General features: G+C 62.9%; 13 protein-coding genes. 11 read left to right on the forward strand and 2 right to left on the reverse strand.

Going from position 1 to position 18,793, the window contains the following annotated elements:
• Window positions 1-503: 503 nt before the first annotated feature.
• The 6 genes from L0U80_RS23625 to L0U80_RS23650 all read left to right on the forward strand — a co-directional run bounded on the left by L0U80_RS23625 (window position 504) and on the right by L0U80_RS23650 (window position 11,677).
• On the forward strand, window positions 504-1,487 hold the full coding sequence (locus tag L0U80_RS23625) for a malate dehydrogenase (protein ID WP_233870997.1): 984 nt from the start codon (window positions 504-506) through the stop codon (window positions 1,485-1,487).
• A 215-nt stretch (window positions 1,488-1,702) separates the two neighbouring features.
• Entirely contained in the window at window positions 1,703-2,719 is a 1,017-nt protein-coding gene (locus L0U80_RS23630; protein ID WP_233871001.1) for an HpcH/HpaI aldolase/citrate lyase family protein, read from the forward strand.
• A 216-nt stretch (window positions 2,720-2,935) separates the two neighbouring features.
• Window positions 2,936-3,466: a hypothetical protein gene (locus L0U80_RS23635; protein ID WP_233871006.1), complete on the forward strand. Its 531-nt coding sequence runs from the start codon at window positions 2,936-2,938 to the stop codon at window positions 3,464-3,466.
• A 47-nt stretch (window positions 3,467-3,513) separates the two neighbouring features.
• Window positions 3,514-4,965 carry a bifunctional 2-methylcitrate dehydratase/aconitate hydratase gene (locus tag L0U80_RS23640; RefSeq protein ID WP_233871026.1) on the forward strand — a complete coding sequence of 484 codons (1,452 nt, stop codon included), beginning with the start codon at window positions 3,514-3,516 and terminating at the stop codon, window positions 4,963-4,965.
• Window positions 4,966-5,054: 89 nt separating this feature from the next.
• On the forward strand, window positions 5,055-7,772 hold the full coding sequence (gene acnA, locus L0U80_RS23645; RefSeq protein ID WP_233871029.1) for an aconitate hydratase AcnA: 2,718 nt from the start codon (window positions 5,055-5,057) through the stop codon (window positions 7,770-7,772).
• A gap of 560 nt (window positions 7,773-8,332) precedes the next feature.
• Window positions 8,333-11,677 (forward strand): hypothetical protein, encoded by a 3,345-nt coding sequence (locus L0U80_RS23650; RefSeq protein WP_233871032.1) that lies wholly within the window; start codon window positions 8,333-8,335, stop codon window positions 11,675-11,677.
• Between the two features lie 108 nt (window positions 11,678-11,785).
• On the opposite strand, the gene L0U80_RS23655 is transcribed toward L0U80_RS23650, so the two are convergent.
• Window positions 11,786-12,388, reverse strand: a complete 603-nt coding sequence (locus L0U80_RS23655; protein ID WP_233871035.1) for a response regulator transcription factor — start codon at window positions 12,386-12,388, stop codon at window positions 11,786-11,788.
• Window positions 12,389-12,572: 184 nt separating this feature from the next.
• Here L0U80_RS23655 and L0U80_RS23660 point away from each other — a divergent pair, with 184 nt between their 5' ends.
• Genes L0U80_RS23660 through L0U80_RS23680 form a run of 5 tightly spaced genes read left to right on the forward strand, consistent with a single transcriptional unit; the run spans window position 12,573 to window position 17,883 of the window.
• Complete coding sequence (locus tag L0U80_RS23660) at window positions 12,573-13,313, forward strand: TetR/AcrR family transcriptional regulator (protein WP_233871039.1); 741 nt, start codon at window positions 12,573-12,575, stop codon at window positions 13,311-13,313.
• Entirely contained in the window at window positions 13,310-14,263 is a 954-nt protein-coding gene (locus L0U80_RS23665; RefSeq protein WP_233871042.1) for an HlyD family secretion protein, read from the forward strand. Before L0U80_RS23660 ends, L0U80_RS23665 begins: the two co-directional genes overlap by 4 nt.
• Window positions 14,260-15,252: an ABC transporter ATP-binding protein gene (locus L0U80_RS23670; protein WP_233871045.1), complete on the forward strand. Its 993-nt coding sequence runs from the start codon at window positions 14,260-14,262 to the stop codon at window positions 15,250-15,252. The genes L0U80_RS23665 and L0U80_RS23670 overlap by 4 nt, the downstream gene beginning before the upstream one ends.
• A gap of 20 nt (window positions 15,253-15,272) precedes the next feature.
• A complete protein-coding gene (locus L0U80_RS23675; RefSeq protein ID WP_233871563.1) occupies window positions 15,273-16,391 on the forward strand; it encodes an ABC transporter permease in 1,119 nt (372 codons plus the stop codon).
• Window positions 16,392-16,407: 16 nt separating this feature from the next.
• Entirely contained in the window at window positions 16,408-17,883 is a 1,476-nt protein-coding gene (locus tag L0U80_RS23680) for an efflux transporter outer membrane subunit (RefSeq protein ID WP_233871048.1), read from the forward strand.
• 59 nt (window positions 17,884-17,942) lie between these two features.
• Here the strand turns inward: L0U80_RS23680 and L0U80_RS23685 are convergent, their stop codons facing one another.
• A complete protein-coding gene (locus tag L0U80_RS23685) occupies window positions 17,943-18,782 on the reverse strand; it encodes an ABC transporter permease (protein WP_233871051.1) in 840 nt (279 codons plus the stop codon).
• Between the last annotated feature and the right edge of the window lie 11 nt (window positions 18,783-18,793).

Here is an 18,793-nt window from a genome sequence, read left to right on the forward strand (position 1 = left end):
TGATAGTGTTGACTTTGACCCCCACGACTCCTACACTGCCGATCGAGCAAGGGTTTGCGGGTGGGTTTGCGTCAACGTGAACGGGAACCGCCGGCAGCATCCACCTCGTGGCGCAACGCGCCGCAGGCCGCCTTCGCATCATGCTGTTCCCTCACCGCAGTAGAGGTTTCTCCGCCCCGCCGGCGCCCTTCGCGCCGCACCCTCGCGGACCAGCCAAAGCGAGCTGTAGCAGGAGTCGGCACACTTGATGCGGCCAGCGTCAGGCGCCCCTGTCGAGGTCGCGGCGCAGAGGGCGGCTTCACCCGAGGCGACCCCATCCATCCCTCGCTTTTTGTCGCACAGGTTACCGGCAAGCCGGCCCTGCCGCGACGCGCCGCCGCAGCCTCGCAGGCCGCAGGCGCGAGTCCGGCAGTCCGTCCGCCTGTTTCACGAACGTCTCGCGTAACACGCATATAGAATGGCGTTTTACCCTGGCGTCTAACGCACCTTCCTGGAGATTTTCAATGGCTAAGCCCGCAAAGCGCGTTGCCGTCACCGGCGCCGCAGGTCAGATCGGTTACTCCCTGCTGTTCCGCATCGCGAACGGCGACCTGCTCGGCAAGGATCAGCCCGTCATCCTGCAACTGCTCGACCTGCCCCAGGCGCAAGCCGCCGTCAAGGGCGTCGTGATGGAACTGGAAGACTGCGCATTCCCGCTGCTCGCGGGCGTCGTGGTCACCGACGATCCCAAGGTTGCGTTCAAGGACGCCGACGTCGCACTGCTCGTGGGCGCCCGTCCGCGTTCGAAGGGCATGGAACGCAAGGACCTGCTCTCGGCTAACGCCGAAATCTTCACGGTTCAGGGCAAGGCGCTGAACGACGTCGCCAGCCGCGACGTGAAGGTCCTGGTTGTCGGCAACCCGGCCAACACGAATGCCTACATCGCCATGAAGTCGGCTCCGGATCTGCCGAAGAAGAACTTCACGGCCATGCTGCGTCTGGACCACAACCGCGCGCTGTCGCAACTCGCCGCGAAGTCGGGCAAGCCGGTTGCGTCGATCGAAAAGCTCGCCGTGTGGGGCAACCACTCGCCGACGATGTACCCCGACTTCCGTGTCGCAACGGTCGACGGCCAGTCGCTGACGAAGCTCATCAACGACGACGAATGGAACCGCAACACGTTCATCCCGACCGTCGGCAAGCGCGGTGCGGCGATCATCGAAGCGCGCGGCCTGTCGTCGGCGGCATCGGCGGCTAACGCAGCAATCGACCACATCCGTGACTGGGTCCTCGGCACGAACGGCAAGTGGGTCACGATGGGCATCCCGTCGGACGGCTCGTACGGCATCCCCGAAGACATCATCTACGGCGTGCCGGTGACCTGCGAAAACGGCGAATACAAGCGCGTCGAAGGCCTGGAAATCGACGCGTTCTCGCGCGAGAAGATGGACGGCACGCTGAACGAACTGCTCGAAGAGCGCGACGGCGTCTCGCACCTGCTCGGCTAAGCCCGAAGCAGGCAAACCGGACTCCGTTCGCGTAACGGTTTCCGGTTTTTTTGCGCGCAGAAACACTGACGGCGCGCAAATAAAAGCGGCATGTGTACGCGTGCGGCGGGATATCCCGCCTCGCGCGCTGCCGCTGATCCGGACGCGCCTTGCGGCACACGCAGGACGCATCCGAATCAGGTTTCATCTCCAACACTCGACCCCTGACGCCGACGATGCGCGCCATCCTTCCCGCCGAAGTGCTATTTGACGGCGAAGCGCCGCCGACCCTCCTGCCCGCGTGCGACCACTACGCGGGCAGCGAGAAATTGATGCTGAAATCACTCGCGCTGCAGCAGCAGCTCGGGCCAGTATTCGACATCACGCTCGATTGCGAGGACGGTGCGCAGGTGGGCCGCGAGGCTGAGCACGCTGAACTCGTCGCGTCGCTCATCGGTAGCGAGCACGACCGCCATGGGCGCGTCGGGGTTCGCATTCACGACTTCCATCACCCCCACTGGCGCGACGACGTGCGCCTGATCCTGCGCGCCGCGAAGCGTGCGCCAGCGTTCATCACACTGCCGAAGATCCGCGCCGTCGGCGACGCCGCCGAAATGGTCGCGTTCATCGAGGCAGCGCGCGTGGAGATGGGCATCGGCAAGCCGATCCCGGTTCACCTGCTTGTCGAAACGCACGGCGCGCTCGCGCGTGTATTCGATCTCGCGGCGCTCTCCGGCGTCGAGTCGCTCAGCTTTGGCCTCATGGACTTTGTTTCTGCCCACGACGGCGCGATTCCCGACTCCGCGATGCGCTCGCCCGGTCAGTTCGACCACCCGCTCGTCCGCCGCGCGAAGCTGGAGATCGCGGCGGCCTGCCACACTTTCGGCAAAGTGCCCTCCCACAACGTGAGCACCGAAGTGCGCGACATGAGCGTGGTCGCCGGCGACGCGATGCGTGCCCGCAACGAGTTCGGCTATACGCGCATGTGGAGCATCCACCCCGCGCAGGTGAGCGCCATCGTGGCCGCGTTCGCGCCGCGCGATGAGGAAGTGACCCTCGCCACCGAGATCCTGCTCGCGGCCCAGGCGGCGCAGTGGGGCCCGACGCGCCACGCCGACTCGCTGCACGACCGCGCGAGCTATCGCTACTACTGGTCCGTTTTGCGCCGCGCCCGCGCGACGGGTCGAGCCGTACCCGCCGAGGCCGCGCCGCTGTTTGCGCCGGGCGAGCTTGCGCAGGAAACCACGTCGTGAACGGCGTGGTGTAATTCAACAAGAACAAGAACATCGGGCCCGGCGCGACGCGCGGCCGGCCGCAAGTATTGCAGTCTGTATCAATTTGCAGTCTGTATCGATAAATAGGTGAAAATAGCGTCCGCTGCGCGCTCTCGGGGCGCGCGCAGTGCTAGCCAGCGGCCGCAACAGCGGCCGCGCACTGATCAACCGATTTAGACATAAAGGTTTGACTCCATGAAGAAACTGCTGATCGCCGCCGTTGTTGGCGCACTGTCCTCGTCGATGATGCTCGCGGCTACCGACGCCGCTGCCCAGACTACGTCGAGCACGGCCAAAAAGACTCCCGCGAAGCCGGCCCCGAGCCACCGCATCATCAAGCGCAAACCGAACCCGGCCAAGGAAGCGAAAGTCGACGCTATCCCCGCGGGCTCGGAACACTGGAACTGTGCTGAAGGAATGGCATTCGACCTGAAGGGCGATATGGCGCGTGACCAGATCGTGGTCGTCCACTGGGCGAACAAGAACTACAACCTGCCGCGTCAGGTCACCACCACCGGTGCCGACCGTTTCCACGACTCGGCCACGGGCCTCGACCTCGTCGTGATCCCGACGAAGGCGATGCTGTTCTCGGACAAGGACAGCTCGCGTCTCGCCGACGAGTGCAAGACTGTTGCAATGCAGCAAGGCGCACTGGCACCGACGCAAGCCGAAGCGCTGAACCCGGCAAACCGCGCTCCGGCGTCCGCCCCGTCACAGGGCCAGTAAGCGCCGGCCCAACGCGTAACGCTTGACGTAACGCCTGGAACGCCTCGATGTCCGCTGCGATCGCCCACGTCCGGCCTGAGCCGGATCAGGTCCTGGTCGATATCGTCGACTATGTCCTGAGCTATCGAGTCGACAGTGCGATAGCACTGGAGACGGCGCGGCATTGCCTGATCGACACGCTCGGCTGCGGGCTCGAGGCGCTCTCCTACCCTGCCTGCACAAAGCTGCTGGGACCGATCGTGCCAGGCACGATCGTCCCGCACGGCGCCAGAGTGCCGGGCACGCAATTCCAGCTCGACCCGGTTCAGGCCGCGTTCTGTATCGGCGCGATGATCCGTTGGCTCGACTTCAACGACACGTGGCTCGCCGCCGAGTGGGGCCATCCGTCGGATAACCTCGGTGGCATCCTCGCGACCGCCGACTGGCTCTCGCGCACCGCAGTCGCCGCGGGCAAGACACCACTCACCATGAAGGACGTGCTCGTCGGCATGGTGAAGGCGCACGAAATCCAGGGCGCTATCGCGCTGGAGAACTCGTTCAACAAGGTCGGTCTCGATCACGTGCTGCTCGTGAAGCTCGCCTCGACCGCAGTCGTCGGCCAACTGATCGGTCTCACGCGCGACGAGCTGATCAACGCCGTCTCACTTGCGATGGTGGATGGCCAGTCGCTGCGCACCTACCGGCACGCACCCAACACCGGCTCGCGCAAGTCATGGGCCGCCGGTGACGCGACCGCGCGCGCGGTGCGCCTCGCGTTGATCGCGAAAACGGGCGAGATGGGTTATCCGTCCGCGCTCACGGCAAAAACGTGGGGCTTCTACGACGTCTCGTTCAAGGGACAGCCGTTCAGCTTCCAGCGCCCCTACGGCACGTACGTGATGGAAAACGTGCTGTTCAAGATTTCGTTCCCCGCTGAATTCCACGCGCAGACCGCGGCCGAAGCCGCGATGACGCTGCACGGCATGCTCGCGCAAAACGGGAAGACGGCGGAGGACATCAGGCGGGTCACCATTCGCACGCACGAAGCAGCGAAACGCATCATCGACAAGACCGGTCCGCTCGCGAATCCCGCTGACCGCGATCACTGCATCCAGTACATGGTCGCCGTGCCGCTCCTGTTCGGGCGCCTCACGGCCGCCGACTACGAGGACGATATCGCGCGCGACCCGCGCATCGACACGTTGCGCGCAAAGATGGTCTGTGTCGAAGACCCGCAGTTCACGAAGGATTACCACGACCCCGACAAGCGCTCGATCGCGAACGCGCTGACCGTCGAGCTGAACGACGGCACGGCGCTCGACGAAGTCGTGGTGGAGTACCCGATCGGTCACATGCGACGCCGCGACGAAGGCATCCCGCTTCTGATCGAGAAGTTCCGGACCAACCTCGCGCGCCGCTTCCCCGCGAAGCAGCAGCAGGCGATTCTCGACGTCTCGCTCGATGCGGCGCGGCTTCACGCCATGCCCGTCAACGAATACGTCGACTTGTACGTAATCTGAGCAACCAGGTAACATTCAGGCAATAATCAGGCATCCGTAGCAACCGTGTAGCAAAGCGTTATTTCCGCGATTAAACGAAGGAAAACACCATGGCCCACAATCTCCACAAAACGCTAAAGGAATTCGACAGCGGCTCCGGCAAAGGCAAGTTCTACTCGCTGCCGCAGCTCGGCAAGCAGTTGGGCGTCAAGATCAATCGCCTGCCGGTCTCGATCCGTATCGTGCTCGAGTCCGTGCTGCGCAACTACGACGGCAAGAAAATTGCGGAAGAGCACATCGAGCAGCTGGCGAACTGGAAGCCGACGGCAACGCGCGTCGACGAAATCCCGTTCGTCGTCTCGCGCGTCGTGCTGCAGGACTTCACGGGCGTGCCGCTGCTCGCCGACATCGCCGCGATGCGCGGCGTCGCCAAGCAGGCAGGCAAGGACCCGAAGGCGATCGAGCCGCTCGTGCCGGTGGATCTCGTCGTCGACCACTCGGTCCAGATCGACTACTTCCGCCAGAAGGATGCACTCGACCTCAACATGAAGCTGGAATTCCAGCGCAACAACGAGCGCTACCAGTTCATGAAGTGGGGCATGCAGGCGTTCGACACGTTCAAGGTCGTGCCGCCCGGCATCGGCATCGTGCACCAGGTCAACCTCGAGTACCTCGCACGCGGCGTACACAAGAAGGCCGAAGGCGCTGACACCGTCTACTACCCGGACACGCTCGTCGGCACCGACAGCCACACCACGATGATCAACGGTATCGGTGTTGTCGGCTGGGGCGTGGGCGGCATCGAAGCCGAAGCAGGCATGCTCGGCCAGCCGGTGTACTTCCTCACGCCGGACGTCGTCGGCGTCGAGCTGAAGGGCAAGCTGCGCGAAGGCTGCACGGCAACCGACCTCGTGCTGACCATCACCGAAATGCTGCGCAAGGAAAAGGTCGTCGGCAAGTTCGTCGAGTTCTTTGGCGAAGGCACGGCCTCGCTGTCGCTGCCGGACCGCGCGACGATCGGCAACATGGCGCCGGAGTACGGCGCAACGATGGGCTTCTTCCCGGTCGACGAAAAGACAATCGACTACTTCAAGGGCACGGGCCGCACGCAAGCCGAAATCTCGGCATTCGAGAACTACTTCAAGGCGCAGGACCTCTTCGGTATTCCGAAGGCCGGCGAAATCGACTACACGAAGACGCTCACGCTCGACCTCGGCACGGTCGCGCCGTCGCTCGCAGGTCCGAAGCGTCCGCAAGACCGCATCGAAATCGGCAACGTGAAGTCGACCTTCACGGACCTGTTCTCGAAGCCGGTCGCGGATAACGGTTTCAACAAGAAGGCCGCCGACCTCACGACCGAGTACAAGACGACCGACGGCGTCAAGCTGCACAACGGCGACGTGCTGATTGCCGCGATCACGTCGTGCACGAACACGTCGAATCCGAGCGTCCTGCTCGCTGCCGGCCTGCTGGCGAAGAAGGCGGTGGAAGCCGGCCTCACCGTCGCGCCGCACATCAAGACCTCGCTCGCCCCGGGATCGCGCATCGTCACGGAATACCTGACGAAAACGGGTCTGCTGCCGTACCTGTCGAAGCTCGGCTTCGAACTCGCGGCTTACGGCTGCACGACCTGTATCGGCAACGCGGGCGACCTCACGCCGGAACTCAACGAAGCCATCACGAAGAACGATGTCGTTGCAGCAGCCGTGCTGTCCGGCAACCGTAACTTCGAAGCGCGTATTCACCCGAACATCCGTGCGAACTTCCTGGCCTCGCCGCCGCTGGTCGTCGCCTACGCGATCGCGGGCAACATCACGCGCGACCTGATGACCGAGCCGGTCGGCAAGGGCAAGGGCGGCCGTGACATCTACCTCGGCGACATCTGGCCGACGAGCGACGAAGTCAACGCACTGCTCAAGTACGCGCTCGACGCCGACGTCTACCAGAAGAACTACAGCCAGCTCACGAAGAAGGGCGACCTGTGGAGCAAGATCGAAGGCGAAGAAGGTCAGGTGTACGACTGGCCGAAGTCGACGTACATCGCCGAACCGCCGTTCTTCGGCTCGACCTTCTCGATGACACCGTCGTCGTCAGTGGCTGCAGTCAAGGGCGCCCGCGCACTGGGTATCTTCGGTGACTCGGTCACGACCGACCACATCAGCCCGGCTGGCTCGATCAAGGAAGACTCGCCGGCAGGCAAGTGGCTGAAGGAAAACGGCGTGCAGAAGGCCGACTTCAACAGCTACGGCTCGCGTCGCGGCAACCACGACGTCATGATGCGCGGCACCTTCGCGAACGTGCGTATCAAGAACCTGATGATCCCGGCGAAGGCCGACGGCACGCGCGTCGAAGGCGGCCTGACGATCCATCAGCCGAGCGGCGAACAGATGTCGATTTACGACGCCGCGATGAAGTACATCGACGCCGGCACGCCGACCATGGTGTTCGCTGGCGAAGAGTACGGCACGGGTTCGTCGCGTGACTGGGCAGCCAAGGGCACGCAGCTCCTCGGCGTGAAGGCCGTGGTCGCGCGCAGCTTCGAGCGTATCCATCGTTCGAATCTCGTCGGCATGGGCGTTCTGCCGCTGCAGTTCAAGGGCTCGGATAGCGTGACGTCGCTCGGCCTGACCGGCGATGAAACGTTCGATATCGAAGGCCTGACCGACGACTTCAAGCCGCAGCAGGATCTGACGCTCGTGATCCATCGCAAGGACGGCAAGGAGCAACGCATCCAGGTGCTGCTGCGTATCGACACGCCGATCGAAGTCGACTACTACAAGCACGGCGGTATTCTGCCGTTCGTGCTGCGCTCGCTGCTGGCAGCGTAAGCGGGTCGCTTTACCGAAACCGCATCTGGCAACGGATGCGGGTTACATCTGGAAGCCCGACGTAAGTCGGGCTTTTTTTATGCGGCTTGCTCGATGCTACTGGGCAGTCGATGACGCCGCGAAGCCGTTGCGTTGTCTTCCTGAATCGACGCAATAAGGCGAAATACATCCACTACGCATACGCTATCGACGCGCATTGACTTGCATCGGGGCCGTGACTATAACAAACCCAAACCCCTGAAGAATTCCTAAAGGACCACGTTTCCGACTCCGTACGTAATGGAACGTCGTGCTGTCGACGCAGCGTGACGTCGCTACTCCTGTGTCCGTCGACATCAAGCTGAGTTAGATTGGAGTCCTCACGATCAGGAAGACTTCGTACGCTGGTGGCCAGGAAACTTTTTTGCCGTTGCGTCGGTGCACTTCCAGCTTTTGCGTGGAGTGGCTACTGCTGCCGGTGAAAGGGAGTCCATTGCGCTTTATGGTTGCACGTTGCCGCCAAAACACGATTTCGCCCGCGTCCTGAAGACCCCTACCTTGCGAGTCCGAGGAGGTGTGTGATGGCCATCAACGTCCTGATCGTTATCGACGGCGAGTTCCAGTTTCAAACCAATTCAGTCACGGATTTCACCTTTAACTCATTGGTAAGCACGCTGAAGGGCGCGGGCTTTCAGGTCACGACGGCCAATCGCGAAGCCGATCCCGGCGCAGACCATCAGAACTTCGTTTTTGGCGATCCCAGTATCAATCTGCTCGATTTCGACATGATCTGGATGATTGCAGACGGGGGCATTAACGATGCCCCACCGTCCGGACCCGAGGGCACAAAAGGCCCCGTCGACGCGAATCAACTCAACGCTATAGCGAATTACATGGAGCAAGGTGGAGGCGTCTTTGCCGTCGGCGATCACTACAGCCTCGGCTCGGACATGTGCGGCCAGATCCCGCGAGTCCGGATCATGCGGAGCTGGTACGGCTTGAACGACCCCACGAATCCACCGGTCCCAGCGAACGCGCCGTTCAATTTCACGGCGCTCGGCTCAACTCGAGCGGATACCACGGTCAAGAACAGTAGCGGGACATATCCCACGACCGACTACATGGGCAATACCATCACCCAGCCCTACGCCTACTTTGAAAATCAGTCGGATGCATTGCCGCAAACCATCACGCCGACTTCGTCGCCGGCTCATCCGATCCTGCGAAACAACGGGCACGATGTCACGGTCTATCCGGACCATATGCACGAAGGCAACGCGCTGGGCGTCGTGCCCAGCTATGACTACACGCAGCTATCACCTTACGGCGATACATCGAAGCGGGAATTCCGCACAATCGCCTCTGCTCCCGCAGAGATGCCGACGGTCATCGCCACCGGCCAGTCCCATAAGCAAGCCAGTTACTCGGTCAACGCCACCGGCCCAGTGGCAGTCGATTCAAGCGACGCCGGCACGTCAACGGTCAACACGCTTAGCGTGTACGACGGCCGCAACGTGGGTGTTGGCCGGATCGTCACCGGCTCCACGTTTCATCATTACCTGGACATCAATCTGACCGGCGTCCTCGCCACCACTGCGACGACGCTCAACAACATGGTCGGCGGCGACGCTGAACAAGGCCAGGGCCTCTCAGCCAATGCTGCGGCCTTCGCCGACATTCAAGCCGTTTACGTCAACATCACAAATTGGCTCGCGCGCCCGCGCCCGGCCATCGGCCTCATCCTCGATCGAAGCACTTTCAGCCAGAACGAGGTAACAGCCACGCCGAATTTCCCCGCGGCGATTTACGTGACGGTTGACGGCCTCAAGCCAACCCAGTTTCCCGGCGGCGGCATCAACACACTCTCGCCGTCCATGGCACAGCTGACACAGTGGGCACCGACGGTCATCATCAGCGGCAGCGCACCCATCACCATCGTCCCGACTGGGGTGGCGAGTGACGATCCCACTTTAGCGGATCGTCTGCAGCGGTTCACTTTCACCTATCAGGTCAATTTCACCGGCAACGCTTTCGGCTTCACCGGCAATGTCGCCACGGTGCCGGTCAGCGCATCGTTGACGACGAGTGCGGCGACTACGCCACTCACCGACTCCGGGTTACTCGAACTCATCAAAGACGCGAACCCGTATATGCTCGACCTCGCGGACGGAAATACAGCGTCATGGCTCAGTTCAGATATCAAGGTCTTTCATGTCGTAGCCGGAGACACGTTTCAGGGCGTCCCACTTCCCGCGAATGCGACCCGTGCTGACGCGCTGAATTTTCTGCGAAGCGTCGTGTCCAGCATCACCCCAAGCCAGTTCACGCAGTTGCCTTCGACGGAATCCGGCTCCGTGCTGAGCGTGGCGGCGGTGACCACGGGCAATCCGCCCAAGCCGGTCTACAACTTCGCACTGGCCCGCGTTCGACTGAGCCCTGCGGGCGGCGACGCCAATCCCGTGCAAGTTTTCTTCAGGACGTTTATTTCTCAAACCACGGCTGCGCTGACGTACCAGCTCGACGGCAGCGGCATGCCGACCGAGGGGTACCTCCAGACATCGGGCACGCCGCCCATCGATCTTCCGGGCACGCAGAATGGCGGGACGCAATGGCTATCGTTCCCGTACTTTTCGGCGATACGCGTGCAACCGCCCAGCGCGCAAACCGACTCCGACAATTCCAAACTCGTTCAGGCGAGCGTTGGCTACCAGTTTTACGGAGCGCTGATCGACAACAATCTGAACGACCCGTATCTCACCTCGACGCCGGTATCTGGCGGCCCGCAGGAATCCTTACCAACCATACTGATGGGGGAGCATCTGTGCGTTGTCACCGAGGTCATTTACATGGGCGCACCGATCTTGAACGGCGCTACCCCGTCCAAGTCCGACAAGATATCCCAGCGCAATCTGGCGATCAGCGCGGTCGCCAATCCGGGGTTGAGTGCGTCGCGCGTCGCCATGCACACGTTCGAGATCGAGGCGACGCCGGGTGCAATTTCGGCTGACTTCCCGCCTGACGAGCTGCTTTTCGCGTGGTCCAGAACGATCCCGAGTGGCACCCTGCTCAATCTTCATATCCCGACATGGAACGCCCAGGATGTGGTCGATCTCGCGAAACGCTTCTATGCGCGCCACGATATCCGCGCGATCGATGCGCATACCATCGAGCTTCCTGCCGGCGGAGATCGCTACGTCCCGATCCCGAAGTGCCTGAGCCGCCAGACAGGCGTCCTGTCCGTGCAGTTCCCTCTCGGCATACGCAAGGGCCAAAGGTTCGACGTGTCGGTTCAACAAATTACCAACCGCCAGCGCATTACCGAACCGCCGCCACGGCAGGGCGAGCAGATCACGCTGGAGGAAGCCCGGAAACTGATCGAAGGCAATTCATCCACTGCCTCGAAAGAAACGGGGATTGCGCGCTCGGCGGATGGCGTGCCTCGCGGCGTGTTCGGCCTCGGCGACGGTCGAACGCTGGTGACCGATCTATCGGTGTTCGATTCGGCGGGCGACCACGCAATAGTCCTCACACAGCCGTCCCCCAAACTGCTGGAAGCGGCGAGCCTGGAATCGAGACAATGGCGCGAACCCATCGGCGCGTTTCAGATCGGCATTCCCGTATCCACACAAGAGGATATGTTGCTCTACCATCTGCAACTGTTGTCGATCATGAGCTGGCGCGTCGAGCATCTCGATCCGAAGAGCCCGTGGTATCCAACCATGGTCTACTATCTTGAACTACTGATCCTGAAGGGTTTGGCGCTCGGCGGTAATCCACACACCGTTCCGCCGACGCCCGACGGTAATATCCCCGTGCTTCACGAGGGCGGCAAGGACGATGGCGGGGACGATGAATGTGAGGACGAAGACAGGCGGGGTGTTGTGATCGTCAACATTTACCCGCAGGGCAAAGAACACAAGAAGTGAGCGCGCGGAACCGGCCCTGCCTTGCGGCAGGGCCGCGCTTTAGTCGACGAGCAGACCACTTTCGGAAGGAACGAAGCACGTACTCTGGCAACCCATCGGCACCGAAAATTATTCGATGAGCTTGTTGAGCGATGCGAACTCGATGAGCGCCGCCAGCGACGACACGCCAAGCTTGTCGAGCACGCGCGTCTTGTACGTGCTGATGGTCTTGTCGGAGAGCCCGAGACGCGCCGCGATACCCTTGTTGCTCATGCCGCGCGCAAGATACTGCAGCACTTCCACCTCGCGCGGCGAAAGCCCGTTGAGTGCGACATCGCGCCCGCCGCCACAACTGCCGGCCGGGAAGCAGTCGTAACCCAGCAGCACGGCCTTCACGACGCTGCACAGTTCCTCCACGCCACGGCTCTTGCTCACATAACCGTTCGCGCCTGCCATGCGAGTGTGGTTCGCCATCACCAGTTCGGGCTTGGCGGAGAGCACGAGAATTCGCGTGTCCGGCTGCGTCGAGCGAACGCCGCGGATCACGGAAAGGCCGTCGAGTTTCGGCAGTTCCAGGTCGAGAATCACCAGATCCGGCTTCAACGACTGCACCATCCGCAGCCCTTCCTCGCCGTCGCCGCTCTCGCCTACGAGTTCGTATTCCGTATGCAGCACGTTGACGAGCATCTTGAGCACGATGGGATGATCGTCGATGACGACGATGCGCTTCATTATTTGATCCATATTTCCTAGGATTTGCACTCGAAAGCCTGTGGGAAGAAAACTTACAGACTGAACGACGGAGCGACGCTTGGGTATAGGAAGTGTCTGAATCGAATGGGGAACGATTGAACCGAGATCAAGTTTCCGCAGCGATGCTTTGAAATTAACTAATGCGTGAATTAGACTGGAACGCATGGTCCAGCGCCCCGTCACGACTACCAGGCCCCCTGCATCGGAGTCCGAGCGTGCGCCGTCCCGGCCGCGTGGCCGGCGTCGCGCCGACGCCGAACTTGACGTGCGGGAGCGGCTGCTCGCCTGTGCCACCCAGCTCTTCGCCGAGCACGGCATCGCGGCCACCACCATGGCGCAGATCGCCACCGCAGCGGGCGTGACGTCGGCGATGGTCCACTACTACTTCACCAACCGCGAGAAGCTGCTCGACGCCGTCGTCGACGAGCGCATCGCGCGATCGATCGAGTTTGTCTGGTCCAGCGTCGAGAACGACGGCAGTCAGGACCCGGAGGCGCTCGTCGAGGGCCTCATCGCGCGTCTCTTCGATGTCACCGCGCGCATGCCGTGGCTGCCGCCGCTCTGGCTGCGCGAGATCGTCAACGAGGGCGGCCTGTTGCGCGAGCGGATGCTCAGGCGCTTGCCCTTCGGACAGTTGCAGCGTTTCGCGGAACGCATCGGCGCGGCGCAGCTCAACGGTACAGTCAATCCCGCACTCGAAGCGCCGCTGCTGTTCATGTCGATCCTCGCGCTCATCATGCTGCCGCTCGCCACCGCAACAACGTGGCAGAGCGCGAGCGGCCTGCCGAAGATCGACCGTGAGGTATTGCATCGGCACGTTAGCGCGCTGCTCTCGGCAGCGCTGCGCGTGCCGCCTGGAAAAACGAAGGCGCCAACGCGCCGCATGCCACGGAGTGCGACATGAACCGCGTGTGGACCGGCCTCGCCCTGTGCGCCGCAAGCGCCCTGATGGCCTGCTCACGGCACGAGGCGCCTGCCTGGCAGGGCTATGTTGAAGGCGAATACGTCTATCTATCGTCATCGCAATCAGGCACGTTGACTCAGCTCGACGTTCAGCGCGGCCAGACCATCGCCGCCGGGGCGAGCGTCTTCGGACTCGAATCCGTCAACGAAACGGCCGCGCGCGACGAGGCGCAGCATCAGCTCGCCGTCGCGAAATCGCAACTTGCGGATATACAAACCGGCAAGCGCCCGCCCGAAGTACACGTGACCGAGGCGCAGCTCGCGCAGGCCATCGCGAACGCGCACAAGGCCGCACTGCAGCTCACTCGCGACGAAGCGCAATTCAGCGCGGGCGGCATCGCCCGCGCGCAACTCGACGATTCGCGCGAGGACGCCGCCGCGAAGGCGGCCCAGGTCCGCGAATTGCAGAACCAGGTGACGGTCGCGAAGCTCCCCGGCCGCACCGCTCAGCTCGCCGCGCAGGCAGCCCAGGTTGAAGCGGCGCGCGCCGCGCTCGCGCAGGCCCAGTGGAGGCTCGACCAGAAACGCGTTGCCGCGCCGCATACGGGGCTCGTCCACGACACGCTGTTTCGCGTCGGCGAATGGGTGCAGGCGGGCAACCCCGTCGTGCAGATGCTGCCCCCACAAAACGTGAAAGTGCGCTTTTTCGTGCCGCAGAACGTAGTCGGCACGCTCGCGCCGGGCCGGGGCGTCGTGATCCACTGCGACGGCTGCCGCGCCGATATCCCCGCAACGATCACCTGGATCTCGAACTCCGTCGAATACACGCCGCCCGTCATTTACAGCAACGAGAACCGGGAGAAGTTCGTCTTCATGATCGAGGCGCATCCCTCCGCCGACGACGCCATGGAGCTGCATCCGGGCCAACCCGTCGAGGTGCGGCTGCGATGAACACACCCGGCACATCCGGCATACCCGACGGCGGCAATTCCGCAGAACACGGCTACGCGATCGACGTCCACAAGCTGAACAAGCACTTCGGCAACAAGCATGTGGTCAACGACGTCACGCTGCGCGTCGCGCACGGCGAGATCTTCGGCTTTCTCGGCCCGAACGGCAGCGGCAAGACCACGTCGATCCGGCTGATGTGCGGCCTCCTCACGCCGGACTCCGGCTCCGGAACCTGCCTCGGCTACGACATCCTGCGCGAGAGCGAGCAGATCAAGCGAAACGTCGGCTACATGACGCAGCGCTTCTCTTACTGGGAAGACCTCACGATCCGCGAGAATCTGGACTTCATCGCGCGCATCTATGAGATGCAGAACCGGCGTGAAGCAGTAGACCACGCGCTCGAAACGCTCGGCCTCGCGAGCCGCGCGAATCAGCTCACTGGCGCGCTCTCGGGCGGCTGGAAACAGCGCCTCGCGCTCGCCGCGTGCATGCTGCACGAACCGCGGCTGCTGCTGCTCGACGAACCCACGGCCGGCGTCGATCCCACCGCACGCCGCGACTTCTGGGAGGAACTACACCGGCTCGCGGCGCGCGGCATATCGGTACTCGTAAGCACGCACTACATGGACGAAGCCGAGCGTTGCCACAAGCTCGCGTACATCGCCTACGGCAAGCTGCTCGCGCAGGGGACCGCCGCGGACATCATCGCCTCGCAGGATCTCGAGACCTGGTCCATACACGGCGAGCAGCTCACCGCGCTTTCGGCGCAGTTGCGCGCGATGCCCGGCGTCGACCAGACCGTGGTGTTCGGTTCGACACTGCATGCGAGCGGAAGCGATCACGCGGCGCTCGCTGCCGCCGTCGAACGTGTTACGGCAGGCAAGCCGCTGCGCGCGGAGCGTATCGACACAGGACTCGAAGACGTATTCATCTATCTGATGAGCCACGTCGAGGATAATTACGCGACGAAAAGCGGGGCGAAAAAGTGAAGCTTCGTTTTGGGTTCTCGATGGCGCGCTGGTGGAGCATCGTGCTCAAGGAATTTCTCCAGCTCAAGCGCGACCGCATCACATTCGCGATGATCGTAGGATTACCAATCATCCAGCTCACGCTGTTCGGCTACGCGATCAACACCGATCCGAAACACTTGCCCACCGCGATCGTGATCGGCGAAGACAGCGTGTTCTCGCGCAGCTTCGTCGCGGGCATGAGAAATTCCGCCTACTTCAATGTGGTCGAGACGCTGCCCAACGAAGCCGCGGCCCGTCAGGCGCTCGCGCGCGGCACGGTGCAGTTCGTGCTGAGCATTCCCGTCGATTTTTCGCGGCGGCTGTTGCGCGGCGAGCGGCCGTCGCTGCTCGTGGAGGCGGACGCCACCGATCCCACCGCCATCAACACCGCGCTCGCGGCACTGCCAGGTCTGGTGGGTCCGGTAGCCGCGAAGGACCTCACGGGTCCACTCGCACACCTGAACGGCACACCCGCCGCATTCGACGTGCAGGTCCACCGCCTCTACAACCCCGAAGGCATCACGCAATACAACGTCGTACCGGGCCTGATGGGCACGATTCTTACGATCACGATGGTGATGATGACCGGTCTCGCGATCACGCGCGAGCGTGAGCGCGGCACGATGGAAAACCTGCTCGCGACGCCGGTGCGCCCCATCGAGGTCATGACGGGCAAGATCGTCCCCTATGTGATGATCGGTCTCGTGCAGGCGACGATCATCGTGCTCGCCTCGCGCGTCGTGTTCAATGTACCGTTCGAGGGCAGCCTTATTGCGCTTTATCTCTCGTCGCTGCTCTTTATCGCGGCGAACCTCACGGTGGGCATCACGCTTTCGTCTGTTGCGCAAAACCAGTTGCAGGCCATGCAGCTGACCGTGTTCTATTTTCTGCCGAGCATGCTGCTCTCCGGCTTCATGTTCCCATTTGCGGGCATGCCTGGCTGGGCGCAGGTCATCGGTAACTTTCTGCCGCTCACCTACTTCAACCGGCTCGTGCGCGGCATCCTGCTCAAAGGCAACGGCTGGACCGACCTGTGGCCCTCGGTGTGGCCGCTCGCCGTGTTCATGGTCATCGTGATGGCGATTGCAGTGCGCTTTTACCGGCGCACGCTCGACTAGGCGGAGGCGCTCGACGATGCGTGCTTTTTCGTTGTCCGCAACCGCGTGTGCGTTGATGCTCGCGGGCTGCGCGGTCGGCCCGGACTTTCATACGCCTGCCTCGCCCGATACCGCTACTTTTACACGTGGCGGTACACCCACCGCGACCGCCGCACCGGATGGACCGGGCGGAGGCGCCCAGACGTTCCTCGCGGCGCCGGGCGCGCCCCGTGCATGGTGGACGCAGTTCGGCAGCCCGGCGCTCGACCAACTGGTCGACGCCGCCCTGAACGCCAGCCCCACGCTCGATTCCGCACGCGAAAAACTCGTGGAGGCGCGCGAGAACTACAACGCGCAGGCGGGCGCTACGCTCTTCCCCTCCGTTGATGCGAAGCTCTCAGGCACACGCCAGAAAGTCGACCTTGCTGCGTTCGGCATTACCGCCGTGCCGAATCCGCCACCATTCACGCTCTACGAGGCGACGGTCAGCGTGTCGTATGTCTTCGATATTTTCGGCGCGAATCGCCGCGCGCTCGAAGCCACGCGCGCCCAGGTCGACTATCAGGGTTACGAACTGGAAGCGGCGCGTCTTTCCGTGGCGGGTAACGTGGTGTCGGCCGCGGTGCGGCGCGCGTCGCTGCGTCGCCAGATCGAAGTCACGCAGCAACTGATCGACGCGCAGTCGCGCCAGCTTTCGATCATGGAGAAGCGGCTCGCGATAGGCGGTGCCGCTGAAATCGACGTACGCAGTCAACGCACCCTGCTTGCGCAAACGCGCGCGACGCTGCCGCCGCTCACCACGCAGCTTGCGCAGACCGATCATCAGCTTGCGATCCTGCTGGGCGTCACGCCGTCGAGCACGCAGTACGAAGCACAACTCGATGCACTCACGCTCGATGCGCTGCATTTGCCCGACACCGTTGCGCTCACGCTGCCGTCGACGCTCGCCCGCGAGCGGCCCGATATTCGCGCCGCCGAAGCGATGCTGCATCAGGCGAGCGCAAACGTGGGTGTCGCAACGGCGAATCTATATCCGCAATTCTCGCTCTCCGCACAGGCAGGCTCGGAGCGCACACGTATCGCAGACATCGTCAGTGGGCTGAACATCTGGAATTTCGGCCTCGGGCTCACGCAGCCGGTTTTTCACGGTGGCGAATTGCGGGCGAAGAAGCGTGCATCGGAGGCAGCCTGGAATGCCGCGTTTGCCGACTATCGACAGACTGTTTTGCAGGCGCTGCAGCAGGTCGCCGATACGCTGCACGCGCTTGAAGACGATGCGCTCGAACTGCAGTCGCGTGACGAGGCCGCGCGCGAGGCACAGGCGAATGTGACAATCGCGTATGCGCGCTACAAGGCAGGCGGTGTCAGCGAGTTCGGCCTCATCGACACGCAACGCACGGTGCTGCAGACCTCGCTCGACCGGACCCGCGCCCAGGCAGACCGCCTCGCCGATACAGCTGCGCTCTATCAGGCGTTGGGCGGGGCTGCACTGCCGAACGAGGCGGCACGTTAGCCTCGCGGCACGTGACACGCACAAACAAAAACGGCACCCGCAGGTGCCGTTTTTTTACATCAAGCCCTCACCGCCCGCGCGGCATTCCTGCCGCGCAACCATTCAAGCGCGAGCAACAGCGAAGTCGAGAACACGATAAGGATCGTCGCGAGCGCGGCGATGGTCGGGCTGATGTTCTCGCGAATGCCCGTGAACATCTGGCGCGGCAGCGTCGTCTGGTCGGCGCCCGCGAGGAACAGCGTCACCACCACTTCATCGAACGACGTCGCGAACGCAAACAGCGCGCCCGAAATCACGCCCGGCGCGATCACGGGGAGCGTAATGCGGAAGAATGTCTTCACCGGATTCGCGCCAAGCGAAAGACTCGCGCGAACGAGATTGTAATTGAAGCCCTGCAGCGTCGCCGCCACCGTGGTCACGACAAACGGCACGCCGAGCGATGCGTGCGCGAGGATCAGGCCGGTGTACGTATTCGCGAGGCCGAGCGGTGCGAAAAACAGGTACATGCCAACACCGACCACGACGACCGGCACGATCATCGGCGAAATGAGGATTGCCATGAGCACCGACTTACCGCGGAAATCGGCCTTCGTGATACCGATTGCGGCCAGCGTGCCGAGCACCGTCGCGACGACCGTGGCCGCCGGTCCGACGATGAAGCTGTTCTTCGCGGCGAGGCGCCACTCGCTGGACATCACGAGGTTCTCGTACCAGCGCAGCGACCACCCGGGAATCGGATAGACGAGAAAGGTACTCGACGAGAACGACAGCGGCACGATGGCGAGCACCGGCAGCACGAGATAAAGCAGCGTCAGCACGGCAAGGCCGCGCAGCACGAAGTACCACACGCGCTCGATACCCGAGGTATGCGGCGCAAAAAAGGGCTTGGCGAATTTCATCGAATGGATCT

The sequence above is a fragment of the Paraburkholderia adhaesiva genome (genome assembly GCF_021390575.1).
GTDB classification, from domain to species: Bacteria; Pseudomonadota; Gammaproteobacteria; order Burkholderiales; family Burkholderiaceae; genus Paraburkholderia; species Paraburkholderia adhaesiva.